The organism is Microcystis sp. LEGE 00066 (assembly GCF_015207925.1).
GTDB classification, from domain to species: domain Bacteria; phylum Cyanobacteriota; class Cyanobacteriia; order Cyanobacteriales; family Microcystaceae; genus Microcystis; species Microcystis ichthyoblabe_A.
Genome location: NZ_JADEVX010000024.1, coordinates 17937 through 36996, shown reverse-complemented (window position 1 = coordinate 36996; position 19060 = coordinate 17937). Strand labels below are relative to the sequence as shown.

The following is a 19060-nucleotide window of genomic DNA, read 5'->3' as shown; positions in this document are numbered from 1 at the left end:
TCCGAAAGTGCTTGACTTGTTTCAGTTTTTGTATTAAGCTCAACATATATTTGAAAGGTTGGCGGTCACTCCTCATTTTACCTGATAGTGATCGCTTTTACTTTTGATATTCTGATGGGAGAATGAAACAGCCCTACCCTTGATAAGGGGGGCATCTGATAACTTTTAACGCCTACCTACTTAATTTTTACTTCAAATCTAGCAAACCCTGTTCTTTTAACTTGGGATTAAAACGAATTTCCATCTGTACTCCCCGTTTTTCTAGGGTTGATAAAATATCGTTTTCTACTCGTCTGGATACCTGTTTTAATAACTTGATTTGTCCTACTTCGTCAGCACTTTGATAAATTTCTTTTTCTGTCTCAGTCATGGCTAATTTAGCATCAATTGGTTCTGTCCATAGTTTTTCATTGCCGATTACTGCCTGACTTTCTCTTAGCCAAGCTTGTTTAATCGATTCGAGAATAGTCCGATTAGGACGCTCGATCACCTGTATTTTTAGCCAATAACAAGCTTGGGGCTGTCGGGCAAGATGTTGTTTTAAACTGAGATAAATATCACGAGAATAGCCGACAAACTCTAAGACTTGTTCTCGATCAAAAATGGCATAAACCCCGATTTTTCCCTGAAAATCAACACAGATATTACCGGTGGCATCTAGGTAGGGAATGTATTCTAATTGTTCGAGATTAGCCAAAGTATCAGACTCATTCATAATTAATCGTCGCTAATTGGTTGGAGATAAGTAGGTAGGTGTTAAAAACTTTCAAATCCCCCGCTGATCAAGTAGGATTGATTCAAGGTAGGGTTGATTCAAGGTAGGGTTGATTCAAGGTAGGGTTGATTCATGAATCAACCCTACCCGTTTAAAATTGTACCAAAAAGTCTTAGGCTAAATTAGTCCCCAAAAATGATCAATTCTCAATGCCTACTGCTTCTCTTAACGAAATTGTTCACGCAGCCCTAAGTGGTCAAGTGGTTTCTTTTCCCACGGATACAGTCCCCGCTTTAGCAGTTTCTCCCCCCTATGCTGCCTTAGTTTTTGCCGCTAAAAAACGGACTTTTGATAAACCTTTAATTCTCATGGCGGCCTCAGCAGCAGATTTATGGGATTATGTCAAGGGAAATCAGGAAGAAAGGGAAATTTGGCGGCAAATGACCGAAAAATACTGGCCCGGCTCCCTAACTTTGGTTTTACCCGCTTCTGAAAAAGTACCAAAAGTTCTTAACCCTAAGGATTCTAGCACGATTGGTATCCGAGTTCCCGCTCATGCGATCGCAAGAGAAATTCTCGGTCGAACTGGTGTTTTAGCGACCACAAGTGCTAATCTGTCAGGACAAGAGCCTTTATTGACTCCAGAAGCGATTATGACTACTTTTCCCTCGGTGACGGTGTTAGCACCCACAGAAAGGCAAGCATGGGGAATAATCAATAGTGGACAACCCTCCACCGTCGCACGTTGGCAATGTCAAAGATGGGATATCTTACGACAAGGGGCAGTTTTTCTGTAAATATGGACGATATTGACGCTTTAAAACGGGAATTACAGCAAACTCGCCTCGCTTATCAGATGGCTGTGGCAATTAATCACCTCAAAAGCAGTTTTTTGGGACGGGTTGCCCACGAATTGCGATCGCCATTGAGCAGTATGATCAGTCTCCATCAAATGATTCTCGCCGATCTTTGCGAAAGTCCGGCCGAAGAAAGGGAATTTATCGCCCAGGGACAACTGGCAGGCCGTAAACTGATGGCAATGCTCGATGAGATGATTAATCTCTCGAAGCTAGAGTCGGGTACTATACCTCTGGAGCGAGAAATTTTTTCTTTAACTAAACTCTGGCAAGATTGGACAAGTTTAACCTATTTACAGGCAGCTAATCGCAATATTCAGCTTAAATTTAGCCCTTTAACTAATGATATTGCTATTATTGCCGATTATCAATGTTTATCCTCCGCTCTTGTTCTTCTCGTCGATGCAGCGGTCGCCAACCTAGGAAGTGGCTCTATTTGTGTATCCGTAAGCGCTCTTGACGAAAAAAAAGTCACTATTACCCTAGAATTTACGGGGGAAATGGCTCTCTGGCCAATGCCAGAAATTTCATCCTTGAGTTTAGAATCAAAGCCAGAAGAAGTCAAACAATTTACTCAAGTTCTTGGCTTTTCTCCTAGTCTTAAATTCCAGTTAGCGAAGGGAATTATCGAAGTATCGGGGGGGGAAATGAGCTTAGATCGAATCGATAACAATAGTCAGGACAAGCTCACACGGATCGTTTTTTCTCTACCTCGATCGCCGGATAGGAAAACTCCTCTTGATAACGATTAAATAATACCATCGTCGTCATGGCGTTGTTTTGGAAACCAATGCGCTGGTAAAATTGTTGTTGGTTAGTAGTCATCAAATAGACTCTTTCCACCCGATTCATCCGGGGATGGGCCAAAACTGTTTCTACTAATTTACGTCCTAAACCGGCTCCCTGATAATCGGGATGAACAATCACATCCCAAATAGTTGCCCGATAAATGCCGTCGGAAGTGGCCCGAGCAAAACCAATTAATTGCCGCTCATTCCACACCGTCACCACCGGATCACTATAGTCAATTGCGGTTTTTAAGTCTTCTAAACGGCGATCGATTGCCCAAAATGCGGTTAAATTAAATAATTCTCGTAGTTGCAATAAATCTATCTTGCTTTTATCCTCGTCAAACTGAATCTGACTACAATCAATCATGATATTTCCTTAGTCTAAGACTGAAAAACAGGGGAAGATATTTTTCCGAGAAAGAGGATTCACGCTCGATCGGACTGATTTATGAGCAATTTCCCCTAATCTATGTGTCTAATTATACTCAATGCCTCAGATAATCTCTAGTTGATTTATCGTCATTTCTTGACAAGTTATTAATCAGCGAGCGGGAGTCGGCCGTCAGGAGATAGGAGTCAGGAGTCAAGAGATAGGAGTCGGTCGTCAGGAGACAGGATTCAGTCCCGATGAAAAAATTTTCACTACCAGAGATGAAAGAGGTTTTCTTCCCTACACCCCACACCCCACACCAATGCTTAACAATCAAAGATCTTCGCCAGTGTCTGTCATTTGTTTAGGGGAAATCCTCTATGATCTAATTGCCGATCAAAGCGATCGCGCTATGGAGCAAGTGACTTCTTGGACAACCTACGCGGGGGGTGCGCCGGCAAACGTGGCCTGTGGATTGCGAAAATTGGGCATAAATTCGGCTTTTATCGGTTGTGTGGGCAAAGATCAACCAGGAGAACAGTTAATCGCCTTGCTAGACGCTCTCGGAGTCGATACCACTGGTGTACAGTATCATGCCACCCTACCCACCCGACAAGTTTATGTCACCCGCGATGCTGGGGGGGACAGACATTTTGCGGGTTTTGGCGGCAGAAAAACGACTGATTTTGCCGATACTGCCCTTAATGCTGACTTATTACCCGAAAATCTGTTTAAAAATGCTGATTATCTAGTGATGGGAACCCTAGGGTTAGCCTATTCCCCGGCGAGAGCGGCGATGATGCGCGCCCTCGAATTAGCTAAAATTTACGCGGTGAAAGTATTGATCGATATCAACTGGCGACCGGTTTTTTGGCCTAATCTTGAGGTTGCTCCTGATCAGATTCGAGATTTTATCGTCCAGGCCGATTTGCTCAAATGTAGCGAGGAAGAAGCCGCCTGGTTATTTGGCACTGATACCCCCAGAGAAATATCATCACAATACCCCAATTTAGAGGCAATTCTAGTTACGCGCGGCGCAAAAGGTTGTAAATATCATTTAGGGGAAAATAGCGGCACTGTCGAGGCTTTTTCTGGGGAAGTAGTGGATACAACCGGGGCGGGGGATGGCTTTGTGGCGGGTTTTTTGGCTCGTGCCGCTCTTGAGGGCGATCAAATCGGGGAAAATGCCGATTTAGCGCGTAAAGCGGTGATTTATGCCTGTGCGGTGGGGGCAATGGTGACAAGGGGGGCAGGAGCGATCGCATCCCAACCGACTCGGGAACAGGTGGAGGAGTTTCTAGCGGCCCTTGACTCCTAGAAATTAGCCCTTATATACTAAATCCAGTTAAGTAGCTGGTTATAATTAAATTAAAAATGGATTTTAGGTTCGATCCCCCCTGCCCCCCTTGATAAGGGGGGTGCCGATAGGCGGGGGGATCCCCCTTAATAAGGGGGGCATCTGATAATTTTTAACGCCTACCTACTTATTAAAAACTGATTATCTATTCCCCCTCTTGCATAAGTGCCTATCGTGATATGGAACCTATACTCAACGGATTTAGTATTATTTGCCAGTTTTTTGGTCAAACCAGTCTAAAACCCGATTCCATGCCCACCAGCGATCGCTATCGCCCCACTGACGCTGACAGGATAAACTGCTGATATAACCCACATGACCGCCATGGTTGGTTAAGAGTAGATCGACGTGGGGATTATCGGCGATCGCTGCTTGCAGATCGGGAATAACTGCGGGGGAAAAGAGGGGATCATCGGCCGCGTAGAGGATAAAAGTGGGTTTAGTTAAATAGGGTTGAAAGGGCAAGGGACTACTAGCGGCATAATAGTCAAAAACTGTCTCAAATCCTAAGTTTTTAATCACTAATTCTCGATCGAATCCCGCAATCGTGTTGGCGCGAGTAATTGCTTCGGGATCGATATGATCGGGATGAGCTTTATGGATGCGTTTGGCTAACTTGCGTAATTCCCTGGCGATCGCTTTTTCCAGATGTTTCCCCCAGGTATCCCGGACGAGATAGGATAAAGAACGATTAGAGTCTAAATTAGGACAAATTACCGCACCACCACCGATATGGGCGGGATCGATCCCCATATCTTCCTGATTCTCTGCCGATTTAATTCCCCAGAGGGCTAATTGTCCCCCCAGAGAGTAACCTGTGAACCAAAAAGGAGCGGGACAGCCCATTTTTTGAGCTTGGGCGGCAATATGAAGGAAATCTAGCCCTTCATAGATGCCATCGGAGGTGAGAGTCGGGGATAATTCGGCTGTCTTACCGTGGGCCCGCCAATCGAAGAGGACGACTGCGTAGTTTCTCGCTACGGCTTTTCTGCCTAAAATCCTTAAAAACCATTGATTATCTAAGTCTCCCGTGATGCCGTAGGTCCCGATAATTGTTCCTTTCGCTTGCGGGGGAATGGAAACAATCCCGTAGATAGGGACGGCATTGGCCCCGGTGAAAATGGTTTCTTGATAGACTGGTTCGGGAATAGCGATCGTATTTTGCCAGGTTTCTCGCGCTTTTAGGGACACATAGAGAGTCATGGCAAAACCGTTTTTCAGCAATGGGGGCGGAGTGTAGGTGAGATTATCGGTCTTTGTCCTCGGATGGGCAATCATGGCAGCACAGGGGAATCTAAAAGTCAAGAGAGGGAAACAAAAATTAACTTATGTCCACCGCTTTCTTAAAAATTGTAAAGCAAATTGTCCCAAGCGGCGAGCAACTCTGGCAGGGCAGTGGCCGACCAATTGCCCTCACAACCGCGACCTTGATAGAGAATCAATCGCAGGGAATAATTATCGGGAAATCCTGTCGCCTCTAACCATAAAAGCTCGCTTTCCGCTTCACAAGCAATACTTTCTTCATCCATTAATTCTGTGGCCATGGCCGCCATAGTTGCGGTCAATTGTGATAGTAACCGACGCAAATCTTGCCACTCGGCCTCGGTTAATTCGATCGCCCAATCATCGCCACCAATTAATCCTTTATAAACGGCTGCCTTAGGATTCCAACCGAGTCGCCAACCCGAACCATATTTGAGATTTTTTTCCATAATTTTCTAGAATTTTAATAGGTCGGCATCTCCCGGTTTTGATAAAGATGGACGACTAGGAGAAGGACTAGGAGAAGGACTAGGATTGGGGGTTTCTTGGGGAAGAATAGCGGGGTTATAAATTTCGACTAGAAGGGTGACTAACTGCTGCCGTTGACGACGATTAAGACTGTTCATCGCTTTGATGTCAGCAGCCATGGGGTTAACGGTAAGGGTTGCTTGTCCCGGATAGTTTTCTTCGCTGATTTTCTCGTTTACTCCTAGATAATCTCCCAGGGTTAATTGCCAATCAAAACGGATGAGAGTAAACCTTTTTTTGGTATCTTGATGATAACGAAGAAAGCGACTGATTAAAGTATTATTCGGATCGACCGCTCCTGTCTCTCGACGGATATAGTTGTTTTCTTTCGGTAAATCTGGCATTACTTGGTAAATTTGTTGGGCAACTGTTTCGGGTCGTTGAATTTGGCTCATCCCGGTGGATTGCCACGATAACCACCAGACAAATATCCCTATTACTAGGCAGAATACTAATAATACTATTCGCTTAATTTTCAGGTTTTGAGGTAATTTTAATAGCATATTGATCAAGAAAAAATTGAGCGGAACCTTTTTATAAATAGTGTCACACAAAGATTGCCATTCATCGCGGCTAGATTTTCCGAAGCCTTTAGAACGCTTGTACTAAAATATCCAGCCAGGTTTTCCACCATACTGTAATTCTTGGGCTGCCCATTTCTCCATTTTTTTGCTCACCTCCACCTTGATTCTTTCTTTCAAAACTATAGCTATCAATCGTTTCCCCTTTTTTTTAAGTTTTTTCTCTTTTTGTTAAGAAAGATCTGACTAATCGATAGGGGGGATCGAACCCAAAATCTATCTTCTATTTAATTAGAACCACTTACTTAGAACCCAGAGGGTTTTTGCTAGGGTGGATAACCGCAAGACTGGCAATCGCCTCCAGCCGGCTGCTGTAAAATAGGAAGGATAGATAAAACTCAGGAGAAAAGACCCCAGTGCCGTACAACCCCGCAGAAATCGAACAGAAATGGCAGAAGATTTGGCAGCAAATGGGATTGGACAAAACCCCAGAAAACGCCGATAAACCGAAATTTTACGCCCTCTCCATGTTCCCCTATCCATCAGGCAACCTGCACATGGGTCACGTTCGTAACTATACTATCACCGATGTGATTGCCCGTCTGAAAAGAATGCAGGGTTATCGCGTGCTGCATCCCATGGGGTGGGATGCTTTCGGATTACCCGCAGAAAATGCCGCTATTGAAAGGGGAGTTCCTCCGGCAAAATGGACTGATCAAAATATTGCCCAGATGAAACGGCAATTACAACAGTTAGGATTATCTATCGATTGGGAAAGAGAAGTTGCCACCTGTTCCCCGGAATATTATCGTTGGACCCAATGGCTATTTTTACAGTTTTTTGAATCGGGATTAGCCTACCAAAAAGAAGCGGCAGTGAATTGGGATCCTATCGATCAAACTGTCTTGGCCAATGAACAAGTAGATAGTGAAGGAAAATCTTGGCGATCGGGTGCTAAAGTAGAAAGAAAATTACTCCGGCAATGGTTCCTAAAAATCACCGATTATGCCGAACAATTACTCACTGATTTAGATAAACTTAGCGGTTGGCCGGAACGGGTTAAAACCATGCAGGCCAACTGGATTGGTAAATCGGTAGGTGCTTATTTAGAATTTCCTCTTGTTAACTCCACAGAAAAAATTGCCGTTTTTACCACTCGTCCCGATACGGTTTATGGAGTGACTTATGTGGTACTTGCTCCCGAACATCCCTTAACTTTACAAGTTACCACTCCCGAACAAAAATCGGCCGTAGAAACTTTTATTCAAGAGATAGCCAGCGAAAGCGAATTAGAAAGAACCGCCGAAGATAAACCCAAACGCGGTATTAAAACCGGAGGACTGGCAATTAATCCTTTTACCGGGGAAGAAATTCCGATTTTAATTGCTGATTATGTCCTCTACGAATACGGGACAGGGGCAGTGATGGGAGTCCCGGCTCATGACAGTCGCGATTTTAAATTTGCTCAGGAAAATAACCTGCCAATTAAGATAGTTATTACTCCAGAAAGTGGCGAAATTGAGTTAAAAGAGGCTTACACAGAAGCTGGAGTTATGATTAATTCTGCTCAATTTAACGGACTTAATTCTACAGCAGGAAAAACTGCTATTATTGATTATGCTACTGCCCAAGGTTACGGCAAAGCTAGAATACAATATCGCCTCCGAGATTGGTTAATTTCCCGTCAAAGATATTGGGGTTGTCCGATTCCAGTTATCCACTGTCCTAACTGTGGAACCGTGCCAGTACCTATCGATAATTTACCCGTTACTTTACCGGAAAATGTCGAATTTAGCGGTCGAGGTGCTTCCCCTTTAGCCAAATTAGAAGACTGGGTAAATGTGGATTGTCCTCGCTGTGGCACTCCCGCAAAACGGGAAACCGACACCATGGATACTTTCATTGATTCTAGTTGGTATTTCCTCCGTTATACCGATGCTAAAAATGTAAATATACCCTTTCAATTCGAGAAGGTTAATGATTGGATGCCCGTGGATCAATACGTCGGAGGAATCGAACACGCTATCCTACATTTACTCTATTCTCGTTTCTTTACCAAAGTTTTAAGAGACAGAGGTTTAGTTAATGTCGATGAACCTTTTAACCGTCTATTAACCCAGGGAATGGTACAGGGATTAACCTACAAAAATCCCGAAACTGGCAAATATGTCCCCGCAGAAAATGTTATCTATAAAGAGGATAAATATTACGATAAAGACACGGGAGAAGTTCTTTCTTTCTTCTTTGAAAAAATGTCTAAGTCGAAATATAACGGCGTTGATCCTCTGAAAGTCCTGGAAAAATATGGGGCCGATACTGCCCGAATGTTTATCCTTTTTACCGCACCCCCAGAAAAAGATTTACAGTGGGAAGATGCGGGGGTAGAAGGACAATTTCGCTTTCTTAATCGGGTGTGGCGTTTAGTCAGCGAATATATTGAAAATAAACCCAAGCAAGTCAAAAAAATAGAGACTTTCTCGAAAACTGACAAGGATTTAAGACGGGTAATTCACACCGCTATTAAAGAAATCTCCGAGGATTTAGAAGGAGATTATCAATTTAATACCGCCATTTCCGAATTAATGAAACTCAGTAACGCTTTAGGGGATAATAAGTGTTTTGCATCCCCCATTTATCGGGAAGGAATCGAAACCCTATTAATCTTACTTTCCCTTTTTGCTCCCCATCTGAGCGAAGAATTATGGCAAGCTTTAGGCCATAGCCAATCAATTCACCTGCAACCCTGGCCAAAAGTTGATCCTACTGCCCTGATTGTGGACGAGATTACCCTTGTCATCCAAATTTTGGGAAAAACCAGAGGCACGATACAAGTTCCCGCTAGTGCCGATAAAAGCACCCTAGAAACCCTCGCTCTGGAATCGGAAATAGCCCAACGTTATTTAGAGGGCAAGGAAATCAAAAAAGTGATTGTTGTCCCGGGTAAATTAGTTAACTTTGTCGTGGGTTAATTGGCTTGGTTTCAGCTAACTTAAGAGGGAAAGTTAGCGAAATCAAGAAAATTAAAGTGATAGAGGGCTTCAATAATACCGCCAGCATAGGGGGATTTTGCCAGATAATGCCAAGGACGATTGTCTTGGTAATACCACTGGAGGAGTTCCGGCTGGGCGTTTCCGACGATTACCCCTCTAGCTGGCTGTTGGAACAAACTGATGTCATTGCCAGAGTCGCCGCAAACGAGGGTGTCCTCTGGGGGAACACCTAGGTACTGACGCAGATAGGTGGCCGCTTGTCCTTTGTTACCCTGTTTGGGCAGCAGATCCACATCTCGTCCACTGCTAAAAATAATCTGGGCATTTAGTCGAGCTTGCTGTAATCGTCTTTCTAACCGTTCTAGGCTGCCGATACCCGCCCTTTCCTCTAGCCGAAAGCTGACTTTCCAGCGATTTTGTTCGCTATCGGGCTGGCGCAACAAGAATGGCAACTGCTGGGCGATTGCTGCAACCGCCTCCCGGTCCCAATCTTGACAGAGGTGTTGGGCCCATTGGGGATCAACTTCACCCCGATAATAGATTTCGCTGCCGACGGAGGTAATCCAGTAGTCCGGTTCTAAAAGTTGCGCTTGCTGTTGCAGGTGACGGGCAGAAAGGTAAGAGCGTCCCGTAGCATAAACGAGATAAAATTGCTGCCGTTGAGCCATTAAGGATCGATTGAGGCCTTCCGTAGCCAGACTATCGCCCACTAGAGTATTATCTAGATCGGTAATCAGCAGAAATTTACTCATGGTTGTTTATCTTTGTCCGTGGATTTCTAGCAGATGTTGCGCCCTGGGTTTAAAGAGGAGATAGAACAGAGTTTCGATATAGCGCAATAGTTCCTCGCGATTTTCTTGGGAAGTATGATTCCAAAAGCCGTAGATGCGGGCAAGGGAGAGTAGACGCGTGGTGTGGATTTTCCAAGTATAGTGGCTGTAGACCCTTTGGATCGCCTGTTCAGAAATTTCCCGCCAGTAATCGGGATCTTGCCGGCATTTAGCCAGAAAATCGAGAATCATAGTGGCGGTTTCTTCTGGATGAGTGGGATTAATCAGAAAACCGTTAGCCCCGTGTTGAATGATTTCCCTCGGCCCCCCGAATTCGGTGGCGAAAATCGGCAGTCCCGTGATCATTGCCTCCAAAACCGTTAAACCAAAGGCTTCAAATAGGGCGGGTTGGACGAAGATACCCTGGCGATCGGCAATAATACGATAGATTTCCCCAGCATCAGCTTTCGGCAACATTATTCCCAACCAGCGAATTTTGCCCTCTAGGTTGTACTGATCGATGAGGTGGTACAGTTTTTGAATTTCGCTAATTTCCTCCCGATCCGTACTATCTTCGGCTCGCAACTTGCCCGCCACTAAAATCAGGTTGCACTGTTCCTGAAGTGCCTCGCTTTTGCCAAAACACTCCGCCAATCCCGTCAGGTTTTTGATTCGGTCGAGTCTGGCAAGGGAAAAAAGCGGGCGCTTGTCGGGGTTGTCCAGATGACCGAATACCCGTCTGGGAGCTTCTAGGGTAAAAAGCAGTTCTTCCAGACGCTCCCCTTCTCCCAGCAGACGTTCTTCCCGGTTGGTATAGGGGAAAAAGTAACTTTCATTCACCCCTGGGGGGACGACATTGAACTTGGGACTAAATAGCTCGATGCCACTGACCACATGGTACAGTTCAGGCATAGTAAAACACTGATAGGATTCGTACTGACCGACGCTATCGCTGGTTCCCACGATCTCCTGATAGGTGCTACTGATAATAAAGTTAGCGGCATTCATAGAAATTAAATCCGCCGTAAATTGCAGGGAAAAATGATATTGTTCCTCTAAGTCCTGCCAGTAGAGGTTACTGAATAAATATTTCGACTTTTCTAGGGCGTGGGCAATATTACACTGGGTCACCTTCAATTTGCGGGCCAGGAGAAAGGCCACGAGATTGCCGTCGGAATAGTTACCGATGATCAGATCCGGTCGCCCCTGAAATTCCGCTAATATTTCTCTTTCAGCATCAAGGGCGAAGGTTTCTAAATAGGGCCAGATTTCAAAGCGAGAAATCCAGTTTTGGGTGAGTTTGGGATTAAATTCCCGGAAGGGAACCCGCAGGATGCAGGCATTATCCGTACCGTAGACCTTTTCTAGTCTTTGGTCGCAGCGAGTCCCCTCACTGTTAGGGAGTAATCGGGTCAGAATAATAATCTTCGGCTCGATGCCTAAGCCCTCCAATCCCGCCAAAAAGATATCTTCTCGCAATTGTTGCTCCAAGCTGCGGGCTTGGTCAAGGACGTAAACCACCTGACCGCCGGTATCTGGCCTTCCCAATACCCCCTCCTGTCCGAACCAACCGTGGACGGACACCAGAACAATACGGAAAAGCATAGGAATACGAGAGAGAAAAGCTTCTAGGGATTGGTGGTCGGGGGCATCGATTAATCCATCGAGTAGTTCTAGGCTTTCTCGCATTCTACTGGCCGTATTTCCCCACCCCGGCTCGAACCCTAGGGACTGAAGTTCAAAACGTAAGTTACTGTAGGGTTCTTCGCTGGGATAGCTTTCCAAAAAGTCTAGGGCTGCCTTAACCTGTTGGGATAGTTGCCGTTGATTGCCAATGCGATCATTAATCAGCAGGGTAATACCATTGTATTGGTGCATTCTCAAGAATTGAAAGGCTGATTGGAGCCATTGTTCCCCTGTTTGTTCGGCTTGAAAAAGCCGACTAGATAGGAACCGGTTCAAGAACTGCACCCCCTTGCCGATATTTTTCGCGTCCCGAATGATGGGAGAGTAGTCATAGAAGGGACGGAAATCCAACTCTAGCAAGTCTCCCTCCTCTGGATGGGATCGGTGGACTAGGCGATCACGCAAGTCCAGCAGCTCCTGTACGCTTATCGGTTCACAGGTGAGGTCATCCGTCAGGCGAAAGGCTTGGGAGAGAGCAATCTGGGGTCGCACCACCAGACAAAAACTCTCGCTTTCTAGGATGGTTTCTTGGGTATAGTAGATCAGTTTAGCTAGAAGGGAGGATTGCCGAAACGATGCGGGTTTATCTAGACGTTGGCAGTAGTCGGCAAAGGCTGTAAGAAGATCATTTCTAAGTAGGTAAGGTTTTTCCAGTTGTCTGAGTTGGTGCAGAAATTGCTGTAGATCTTTTTTCTCATTGCTGTTAGCGATGGCTTCAATCAATTCAGCCATGGTGACTCCTTAAAAAATTGCTAGTTTGGGGTTGGCGAACTGGTAATACCATTTTTCTTTATTCGCGTCACAACGAATGCAGGCTTGGCAAGCATTCGAGCGTGGATGTCTGTCATGGATTTAGAAATTTGGTATAAGGATTTCAGTGGGCAGATACCGCTCCCTCAAAAATTATAGAGTTGCTCCCTGGACACCTTCACCCCTTCTTGGAGAACTTGGATCAACTTTTCCATGGCGGCGAGATGCCTCAATTCACTCTCTTTGTTGCCCTTTTTTAATCCTAGCTCTTGCTGTATTCGCTTTTGTAAAGCTGTAATTAAACTTTGCGTCGGCAGAACACCTTCTGGGGCGGATTTTTCCAGGGTCAGGGATTGATAAAGGGAGAGGATTTGTCTGGCTACCGCCCCACTACTAAAACGGGACTCGACCCACTCACGCCCCAAGCGACCCATGGACTGCCGCTTCTCTGGCCGGGCCAGTAGTTCCCCTAGAGCTGTTGCTAGAGCTTCGGCATTGCGCGGGGGAACGAGCAGACCCGTGCGATTATGGACGACCGTATGTCGGAGACCGCCTACGTCACTGGCAACCACCGGCGTTCCCGCCGCCATGGCTTCGATGGCCACTAACCCGAAAGGCTCATAGTAGCTAGGCACGACACAAACATCGGTAGCGGCGTAGTAGCTGGGTAAGTCGGTTTGGGAAACCCGACCGGTAAAGATAATCCTTGATTCTAAACCGAGAGTTTTGACTAGGAAACGGATGCGTTGCTGTTCTTGGCAATCACTGCCTCCAGACCGGCTACCTCCTACCAAGTACAGCAGCCAAGGAGCAGGTAATCGAGCGCAGGCATTGACCAAGGTTTCGATGCCTTTGCGAGGGTCGAAACGACCCACATAGAGAATGACTGGCATCTCTGGGTCGATGTTTAATTTTTGGCGGGCAATTTCTGGGCTGACCGAACCGAAATGAGCGGCATTAATACCACAGGGAACTGTCTCGATTCTGCCTTGAGCCGACAATAACTGACGCAGATTTTCTGCCTCTTGGGGACTGGTAGCTACCACACAATCACACTGCTCTAAACAAGCCCACTCCACCCCATGCCGGATGGCAGCGATGGAGGGGGGGTTTTTCAGGTCGCGATACTTGATTGCAGCAAGGGAATGATAGGTGTGAACTTGTGGTAGTCCCAGATGAAATTTTAGCTGCAAGCCGACCCAACCAGATAGCCAGTAGTTACTGTGGATAAGGCGATAGGAACACTGGGAACGACTTTGGAAGTCCAACCAAGCCGCCACGAAGGCTGGCAGGTATTTGAATAACTCAGTTCTGGGGATGAATTCCCTTGGACCTGCCGTTAGCCGGATTGTCCGGCAACCTGGGGCCAATTCTTCAATTTCAGGTTGATTTGGATTTTCTCTGCGTGTGAACATATCCACTTGACATCCCCTTTGGGCAAGTCCTAATCCCAATTCGCGCACATAAATATTTTGACCTCCAGCCCCTTCTTGGCCAATTTCAGCGGTCGGATCTCCGTGGACGGATATCAGGGCATAGTGATGGGCAGGATTTTCTTGGTTAATCAAGTCTCTTTGGGCTTGACTAAAAGATTTAGGTTTCATAAGTGTGTTAATCATGGATTTTCAAGTTTTCCAACGGCAAACACCACCAGAGCCAATAGGTAAAGTCGGTTTCGAGAAGGATGAAGATGGTTTTTTCCGACCCCTAATAGTAAATGAGCGAAGTGTCTTCGGTAAAAATAATACCGATATTTTTCCTAATCTCGGAAAAGTGATTGTTTGGGGTAAAAAACGCTGATTTACCAGTGAAATTTCCCTTTAGTGGCCTAACTCATCAGATGTTTAAGCTCTAAAGCTCTGCTTTATAGACCTCTCTCACTCAAGTCTGCTCATTCTCCAAAAGATTAAGTATTTTTAGGAAGTTTTGAAGGAGTATGGCATCTTGAGATTAGATTTGGTTTGTGGTGACTGCTCCCATTCAAACATCTATTGATTGCTTTTGTCAAGTTTCTTTTTCTTGCCAGAGTTCGCTGATTAATTAGTCCTCCTGCGTCACTCTAGTGCGGGAGCAAGTCAAAGCTGAAGAACAAATAAACTACTTGACAAAAGCATCAATTGGGCATGGGATAGAGAAAAGAGTGGGGAAAAGACAAAAATGACTCCAGAGCAACAACAAGAACTTAACCAACATATTCAAGCGATAGCCAAGATTCTTCATCAGGAAGCTGAGGCTGAAAAAATCCAAACTTTAGAGGGAATAGAGACGACAATAAGAGAACAAACCTTAAAATATATAACTCCGAAACTAGGATTTTTTTTGTCACAAAAACCACAGGAACTCAAGCCGGGAGACCGAGAAAAATAAAAAGCATCATCGGAGAATTATGCCTGACAGAAAAACAAGCAATCCGTTTAAATATTCCTCGTAATAACCAAATTATTCCTTACTTAGAACGCTGTTGTTTAAGAGCTAGTGCCAATGTTTCTTATGAAAATGCCGCCAGAGATATTCAATTTTATACAGGGATAAAGGTCTCGGCTAGGACTCAACAACGATTAGTCCATCGCCACCAATTTGCCGAAGAAGAATCAGGAAACCCCGTTCAAGAAATTAGTCTAGATGGAGGAAAAGTGCGCTTAAGAACCGAAACTAAGGGAGAGGCTTGTATCTGGAAAGATTATAAAGCAATCTGTGTTGATACTTTCCTAAGAAAAGCTTGGTTTGGAGAGAATGAATCGTTAATATATTGGGTTAATCAACAACCTTTATCTGACCCCCTTACCTGTTTGGGAGACGGACATCCCGGTATTTGGAAAATTGTCAAAAACTGGGATTGTCCAGGAGAAAAAAGAGAAATACTTGACTGGTTTCATTTGGTAGAAAATCTTCATAAAGTCGGCGGTTCAGTGAAGAGATTGAAAAAAGCAGAAAGTTTATTATGGCAGGGTAAAATTGAGGAAACAATAGCATTAATCTCTCCTTTAAAAAACGAACGAGCTGAAAATTTCTGTCGTTATTTAGAGATTCATCGTCATGGAATTGTTAATTATAATTACTATCAACAAGAAGAGATTTGCTCTATTGCTTCGGGAGCCGTTGAATCCACGGTTAAACAGATTGACCGACGACTGAAAATTTCTGGAGCCCAGTGGAATGAAGAAAATATCCCTCAAGTGCTTAAACACCGCTGTGCTTACCTAAATAACAGTCTTTAGCTATTGAATAGTATTTATGTTCTGACAAAACTGACTTGCTCCCGATGTAATCGCCTTAATCCCAGGGTCTAAAATCACCTTTTTAATCACTCATTCTTCTTCTAAACTTAATCCTAACGCCTGTAAGCGTTCCGCTAGTCGATCAGCGCGTTTCTTTTCTTTATCGGCGCGTTTCTTTTCTTTATCGGCGCGTTTCTTTTCTTGACGCATTTGAGACTCTAACTCAACAGTTGTTAAAAATTTCTCTCCATCAGGACGATACAATTCTAAACTAGATTTATCCCAGATAAAACGCACACCTAAACGGGGACTTATCCAGTCATTTATGGGGATAATTTCCCTTAAATGTTCTCCCTGTCTTTGCCAACCTTGTAAACGACAGCGCATCGGGTTATATAAATAGTATTCTTCTACACTATATGTGTCATAAAACTCTAATTTTCGACTCATTTCTGCTTTTGTATTCTTAGGTGATAGAATTTCAAAAACCACTTGAGGAGCGATATTTTCTTCCTGCCATTGACGATAGGAACCCCTCCGTCCTTTGGGACGGCCAAAAACTACCATCACATCAGGAGCAACCGGTGAAACCAAAGTAGAACGCAGAGGATACCATAGTAAATCTCCGGCAATAAACACCTGAGGGTCATCGGCAAAGATAATCTCTAAATTCTCCTTAATTTTGACAATCCACTCGTATTGTTCGGTATTATCTGCCATCGGTTGACCATCGCTATCCGGGAAAAGAATATCTTCGTCAATATCAAGATAACTAACCATTGTCTTTTGATTTTAATAGATGGTTGTTTTCTGATTGTAGCAAAATTTTGATCTATAATGAAAGCTGAAATTAAAATATCCTAAAAGATGAGCATTAAAAATAAAACAATTCAAGGTGTTTTGTGGTCAGGACTGCAAAACTGGGGCAGCCAAGCAGGTTCATTGATAATATTTCTAATTCTCGCTCGTTTATTAACTCCAGAAGCTTTTGGCTTGGTATCATTGTCTAATGTACTAATTAACTTCATGCAGATTTTCTTAAATCAAGGGTTTGCTCAAGTATTGATCCAAAAACAGGATTTAGAATCGAGAGAGATAAATACAGTTTTTTGGACACAATTATTGACTGGTTTTTTTTAACAACTATCACTTTTACTTCTGCTATTCTCATATCTAAAATTTTTCAGCAACCATTTTTAATTCCTATTCTCCAAGTTCTTTCCTTAGTTTTTGTTATTAATGCTTTCAGTCAAACTCAAGTAGCTTTATTAAGGCGATATTTTAAGTTTAAGATCATGGCAATTCGCTCTTTAGTAGGAATTATCATTGCTGGTATCGTGGGCGTAGGAATGGCACTTTTAGAGGCAGGAGTTTGGAGTTTAGTCGGACAACAATTAACCTACGAACTGACGGGAGTTATTGTTCTCTGGACAGCCAGTAATTGGCGACCAAAATTGGAATTTTCTCTGGCAACTTTAAGGTCAGTACTGCATTTTAGTATCAATGTTTTAGGATATAAGTTAGTTGAATTTTTTAATCAGCGAACCGATAATCTACTCATCGGTTATTTTCTAGGAGAAGCTGCCCTAGGCTATTATGGGATTTCCCATCGGATTTTAGAAGTAATGAGTCAATTGCTGATAGGAACTTTAAGTCAAGTTGCTTTACCCACTTTTTCTCGTTTACAAGACAACTCTCAAAAATTGATCGAGGCATTTTATCGAGTCACTCAATTTACTAGCTTAATTGCCTTTCCCGTCTTCTTTGCCTTCATGATTCTCAGTCCAGAATTAGTAATTAGTTTGTTCGGTCAAAAATGGACTGACGCTATTCCTATTCTCCAAATTATCCCCCTTGTGGGAATACTTCGGGCTATCACTGTTTTTCAAAGGTCTGCGTTTGTCGCCCTCGGTCAACCCGTGTTACAGTTTAAATTAGGTCTTCTCAACGCTACTTTAAATATTATCGCTTGCCTCATCGCTGTCCAGTGGGGAATTGTGGCCGTAGCTAGAGCTTATGTCCTCAGTGATTATCTAGTTTTTCCCCTCGGACAATGGTTATTAAGTCAATTAATTTCCCTTTCTTGGAAAACCTATCTATCTCAATTTATCCCTGCCATCACTGGCACAGTTATAATGGGTTTAACGATTTTCATCAGTCAACAATTGCTCACCCCTTGGCTAGAACCTCAAGGTCGTTTAATAATTTGTTCCCTTATCGGCATCACCATCTATACTGCCTACCTACGCTTCGCTTTTCCTCGATTATTTTCACAACTTTTTACGATGTTTAGTCTCTTAAGAGAATCTCCTAAAACTAGCCATAAATAACCTAATTATTTCAGGTTTATGATGACAGAAAAACTAATCACCTTTTCCATTATTATTCCCACCTATAACCGTCCCGAAAGACTCAAAACTTGTCTAGACTCTCTCCTAAATCTAGATTATCCCCCAGATAACTTTGAAATTATTATCGTCGATGATGGCAGTAATCAACCCCTTGATACCCTGATTAAACCCTACCAAAACCAATTAAATTTAACTCTCATTCGCCAAGAAAATGCTGGACCAGCCAAAGCCAGAAATACCGGTGCTAACAGGGCCAAAGGTGAATATTTAGCCTTTACCGATGATGACTGTACCCTCGACTCAAAATGGCTCCAATCCCTCGAAAAAGGCTTCTTAGAGACACCAAATGCCCTCTTAGGCGGAAAAATAATCAACGCCCTGCCAGATAATCCCTATTCCACTGCTAGTCAAGTACTGTTTGATTATCTCTATGATTATTACAATAGTAACTTTGTGCAAACTCGTTTTTTTACTACTAATAATTTTGCTCTTTCGACGGAATTGTTTAACAGGGTAGGACAATTGAATATTTATTTTCGTTTCGGAGAAGATCGGGAGTTTTGCGATCGCTGGCTATTTGCTGGATATTCTTTACATTATCTTCCCCAAGCGATAATTTACCATGGTCATGATCTCAGTTTACGGAGATTTTGGCAACAACATTTTAACTATGGTTGTGCTGCATTTTATTTTCATCAAATTCGTTCTCACCGCCATCAAACAGCCCTAAAATTTGAGCCATTAAGCTTTTACTTTCAACTACTAACTTATCCATTTTCAAAAAAATGTGAGCAACGATCAAAAATATTTCTTTTTGGCTTGTTGTTAATCTCACAATTAGCCAATATTTGGGGATTTTTAAAGACAAAATATTTAGCTCGATAAATTGCTAG

General features: G+C 43.7%; 17 protein-coding genes and 1 pseudogene. 9 read left to right on the top strand and 9 right to left on the bottom strand.

Annotated features, from left to right (window positions below; translation table 11 throughout):
• Window positions 1-187: 187 nt before the first annotated feature.
• Complete coding sequence (locus IQ224_RS05670; RefSeq protein ID WP_002749138.1) at window positions 188-715, bottom strand: GIY-YIG nuclease family protein; 528 nt, start codon at window positions 713-715, stop codon at window positions 188-190.
• Window positions 716-924: 209 nt separating this feature from the next.
• On the opposite strand from IQ224_RS05670, the gene IQ224_RS05665 reads away from it, so the two are divergent.
• A complete protein-coding gene (locus tag IQ224_RS05665; protein WP_002732168.1) occupies window positions 925-1512 on the top strand; it encodes an L-threonylcarbamoyladenylate synthase in 588 nt (195 codons plus the stop codon).
• Complete coding sequence (locus tag IQ224_RS05660) at window positions 1467-2324, top strand: sensor histidine kinase KdpD (protein WP_194032682.1); 858 nt, start codon at window positions 1467-1469, stop codon at window positions 2322-2324. The genes IQ224_RS05665 and IQ224_RS05660 overlap by 46 nt, the downstream gene beginning before the upstream one ends.
• On the opposite strand, the gene IQ224_RS05655 is transcribed toward IQ224_RS05660, so the two are convergent.
• Entirely contained in the window at window positions 2260-2730 is a 471-nt protein-coding gene (locus tag IQ224_RS05655; protein ID WP_002749134.1) for a GNAT family N-acetyltransferase, read from the bottom strand. The genes IQ224_RS05660 and IQ224_RS05655 overlap by 65 nt on opposite strands.
• Window positions 2731-3055: 325 nt before the next feature.
• Here IQ224_RS05655 and IQ224_RS05650 point away from each other — a divergent pair, with 325 nt between their 5' ends.
• On the top strand, window positions 3056-4051 hold the full coding sequence (locus tag IQ224_RS05650) for a carbohydrate kinase (RefSeq protein ID WP_084989831.1): 996 nt from the start codon (window positions 3056-3058) through the stop codon (window positions 4049-4051).
• A 246-nt stretch (window positions 4052-4297) separates the two neighbouring features.
• Here the strand turns inward: IQ224_RS05650 and IQ224_RS05645 are convergent, their stop codons facing one another.
• The 3 genes from IQ224_RS05645 to IQ224_RS05635 form a co-directional block, all read right to left on the bottom strand.
• Complete coding sequence (locus IQ224_RS05645) at window positions 4298-5368, bottom strand: YheT family hydrolase (RefSeq protein WP_084990113.1); 1071 nt, start codon at window positions 5366-5368, stop codon at window positions 4298-4300.
• A gap of 65 nt (window positions 5369-5433) precedes the next feature.
• Entirely contained in the window at window positions 5434-5802 is a 369-nt protein-coding gene (locus tag IQ224_RS05640) for a DUF1818 family protein (protein ID WP_194032681.1), read from the bottom strand.
• Window positions 5803-5808: 6 nt separating this feature from the next.
• The gene (locus IQ224_RS05635) at window positions 5809-6384 is read right to left on the bottom strand and encodes a hypothetical protein (RefSeq protein WP_194032680.1); all 576 of its coding nucleotides are present in this window, start codon (window positions 6382-6384) and stop codon (window positions 5809-5811) included.
• A 434-nt stretch (window positions 6385-6818) separates the two neighbouring features.
• Between IQ224_RS05635 and leuS the strand changes: the two genes are divergently transcribed.
• A complete protein-coding gene (leuS, locus tag IQ224_RS05630) occupies window positions 6819-9371 on the top strand; it encodes a leucine--tRNA ligase (protein WP_002749104.1) in 2553 nt (850 codons plus the stop codon).
• Window positions 9372-9391: 20 nt separating this feature from the next.
• Here the strand turns inward: leuS and IQ224_RS05625 are convergent, their stop codons facing one another.
• From IQ224_RS05625 to IQ224_RS05615, 3 genes are all read right to left on the bottom strand, one after another.
• The gene (locus IQ224_RS05625) at window positions 9392-10144 is read right to left on the bottom strand and encodes a sucrose-phosphate phosphatase (RefSeq protein WP_002749103.1); all 753 of its coding nucleotides are present in this window, start codon (window positions 10142-10144) and stop codon (window positions 9392-9394) included.
• A gap of 6 nt (window positions 10145-10150) precedes the next feature.
• Window positions 10151-12580, bottom strand: coding sequence for a sucrose synthase (locus IQ224_RS05620; protein WP_002749102.1), 2430 nt, complete (start codon window positions 12578-12580; stop codon window positions 10151-10153).
• Between the two features lie 164 nt (window positions 12581-12744).
• Complete coding sequence (locus IQ224_RS05615; protein WP_002749100.1) at window positions 12745-14217, bottom strand: glycosyltransferase; 1473 nt, start codon at window positions 14215-14217, stop codon at window positions 12745-12747.
• On the opposite strand from IQ224_RS05615, the gene IQ224_RS05610 reads away from it, so the two are divergent.
• A complete protein-coding gene (locus IQ224_RS05610; protein WP_002749099.1) occupies window positions 14216-14398 on the top strand; it encodes a hypothetical protein in 183 nt (60 codons plus the stop codon). The genes IQ224_RS05615 and IQ224_RS05610 overlap by 2 nt on opposite strands.
• A gap of 357 nt (window positions 14399-14755) precedes the next feature.
• Window positions 14756-15816, top strand: a protein-coding gene (locus IQ224_RS05605) for an ISKra4-like element ISMae42 family transposase (protein ID WP_194032679.1) whose coding sequence is annotated in 2 segments (ribosomal slippage) — window positions 14756-14912 and window positions 14912-15816 — 1062 coding nt in all. Because the reading frame shifts where the segments join, the coding sequence is not laid out codon by codon here.
• Between the two features lie 90 nt (window positions 15817-15906).
• On the opposite strand, the gene IQ224_RS05600 is transcribed toward IQ224_RS05605, so the two are convergent.
• Window positions 15907-16596 carry a Uma2 family endonuclease gene (locus IQ224_RS05600; protein WP_194032678.1) on the bottom strand — a complete coding sequence of 230 codons (690 nt, stop codon included), beginning with the start codon at window positions 16594-16596 and terminating at the stop codon, window positions 15907-15909.
• An 87-nt stretch (window positions 16597-16683) separates the two neighbouring features.
• Here IQ224_RS05600 and IQ224_RS24885 point away from each other — a divergent pair.
• The 3 genes and pseudogenes from IQ224_RS24885 to IQ224_RS05585 all read left to right on the top strand — a co-directional run.
• A pseudogene (locus tag IQ224_RS24885) lies at window positions 16684-17591 on the top strand (lipopolysaccharide biosynthesis protein); the annotation flags it as partial.
• Window positions 17589-18146, top strand: a complete 558-nt coding sequence (locus tag IQ224_RS24880) for a polysaccharide biosynthesis C-terminal domain-containing protein (protein WP_228036108.1) — start codon at window positions 17589-17591, stop codon at window positions 18144-18146. The pseudogene IQ224_RS24885 and the gene IQ224_RS24880, both read left to right, overlap by 3 nt.
• An 18-nt stretch (window positions 18147-18164) precedes the next feature.
• Window positions 18165-19052 (top strand): glycosyltransferase family 2 protein, encoded by an 888-nt coding sequence (locus IQ224_RS05585; protein ID WP_002743507.1) that lies wholly within the window; start codon window positions 18165-18167, stop codon window positions 19050-19052.
• Window positions 19053-19060 lie beyond the last annotated feature (8 nt).

Coding starts and splice junctions, on each gene's coding strand:
- IQ224_RS05625 (WP_002749103.1), bottom strand. CDS start 10,144: ATGAGTAAATTTCTGCTGATTACCGATCTAGATAATACTCTAGTGGGC.
- IQ224_RS05585 (WP_002743507.1), top strand. CDS start 18,165: ATGATGACAGAAAAACTAATCACCTTTTCCATTATTATTCCCACCTAT.
- IQ224_RS05610 (WP_002749099.1), top strand. CDS start 14,216: ATGGATTTTCAAGTTTTCCAACGGCAAACACCACCAGAGCCAATAGGT.
- IQ224_RS05655 (WP_002749134.1), bottom strand. CDS start 2,730: ATGATTGATTGTAGTCAGATTCAGTTTGACGAGGATAAAAGCAAGATA.
- IQ224_RS05645 (WP_084990113.1), bottom strand. CDS start 5,368: ATGATTGCCCATCCGAGGACAAAGACCGATAATCTCACCTACACTCCG.
- IQ224_RS05640 (WP_194032681.1), bottom strand. CDS start 5,802: ATGGAAAAAAATCTCAAATATGGTTCGGGTTGGCGACTCGGTTGGAAT.
- IQ224_RS05620 (WP_002749102.1), bottom strand. CDS start 12,580: ATGGCTGAATTGATTGAAGCCATCGCTAACAGCAATGAGAAAAAAGAT.
- IQ224_RS05635 (WP_194032680.1), bottom strand. CDS start 6,384: ATGCTATTAAAATTACCTCAAAACCTGAAAATTAAGCGAATAGTATTA.
- IQ224_RS05670 (WP_002749138.1), bottom strand. CDS start 715: ATGAATGAGTCTGATACTTTGGCTAATCTCGAACAATTAGAATACATT.
- IQ224_RS05660 (WP_194032682.1), top strand. CDS start 1,467: ATGTCAAAGATGGGATATCTTACGACAAGGGGCAGTTTTTCTGTAAAT.
- IQ224_RS24880 (WP_228036108.1), top strand. CDS start 17,589: ATGATTCTCAGTCCAGAATTAGTAATTAGTTTGTTCGGTCAAAAATGG.
- IQ224_RS05665 (WP_002732168.1), top strand. CDS start 925: ATGCCTACTGCTTCTCTTAACGAAATTGTTCACGCAGCCCTAAGTGGT.
- IQ224_RS05650 (WP_084989831.1), top strand. CDS start 3,056: ATGCTTAACAATCAAAGATCTTCGCCAGTGTCTGTCATTTGTTTAGGG.
- IQ224_RS05615 (WP_002749100.1), bottom strand. CDS start 14,217: ATGATTAACACACTTATGAAACCTAAATCTTTTAGTCAAGCCCAAAGA.
- IQ224_RS05600 (WP_194032678.1), bottom strand. CDS start 16,596: ATGGTTAGTTATCTTGATATTGACGAAGATATTCTTTTCCCGGATAGC.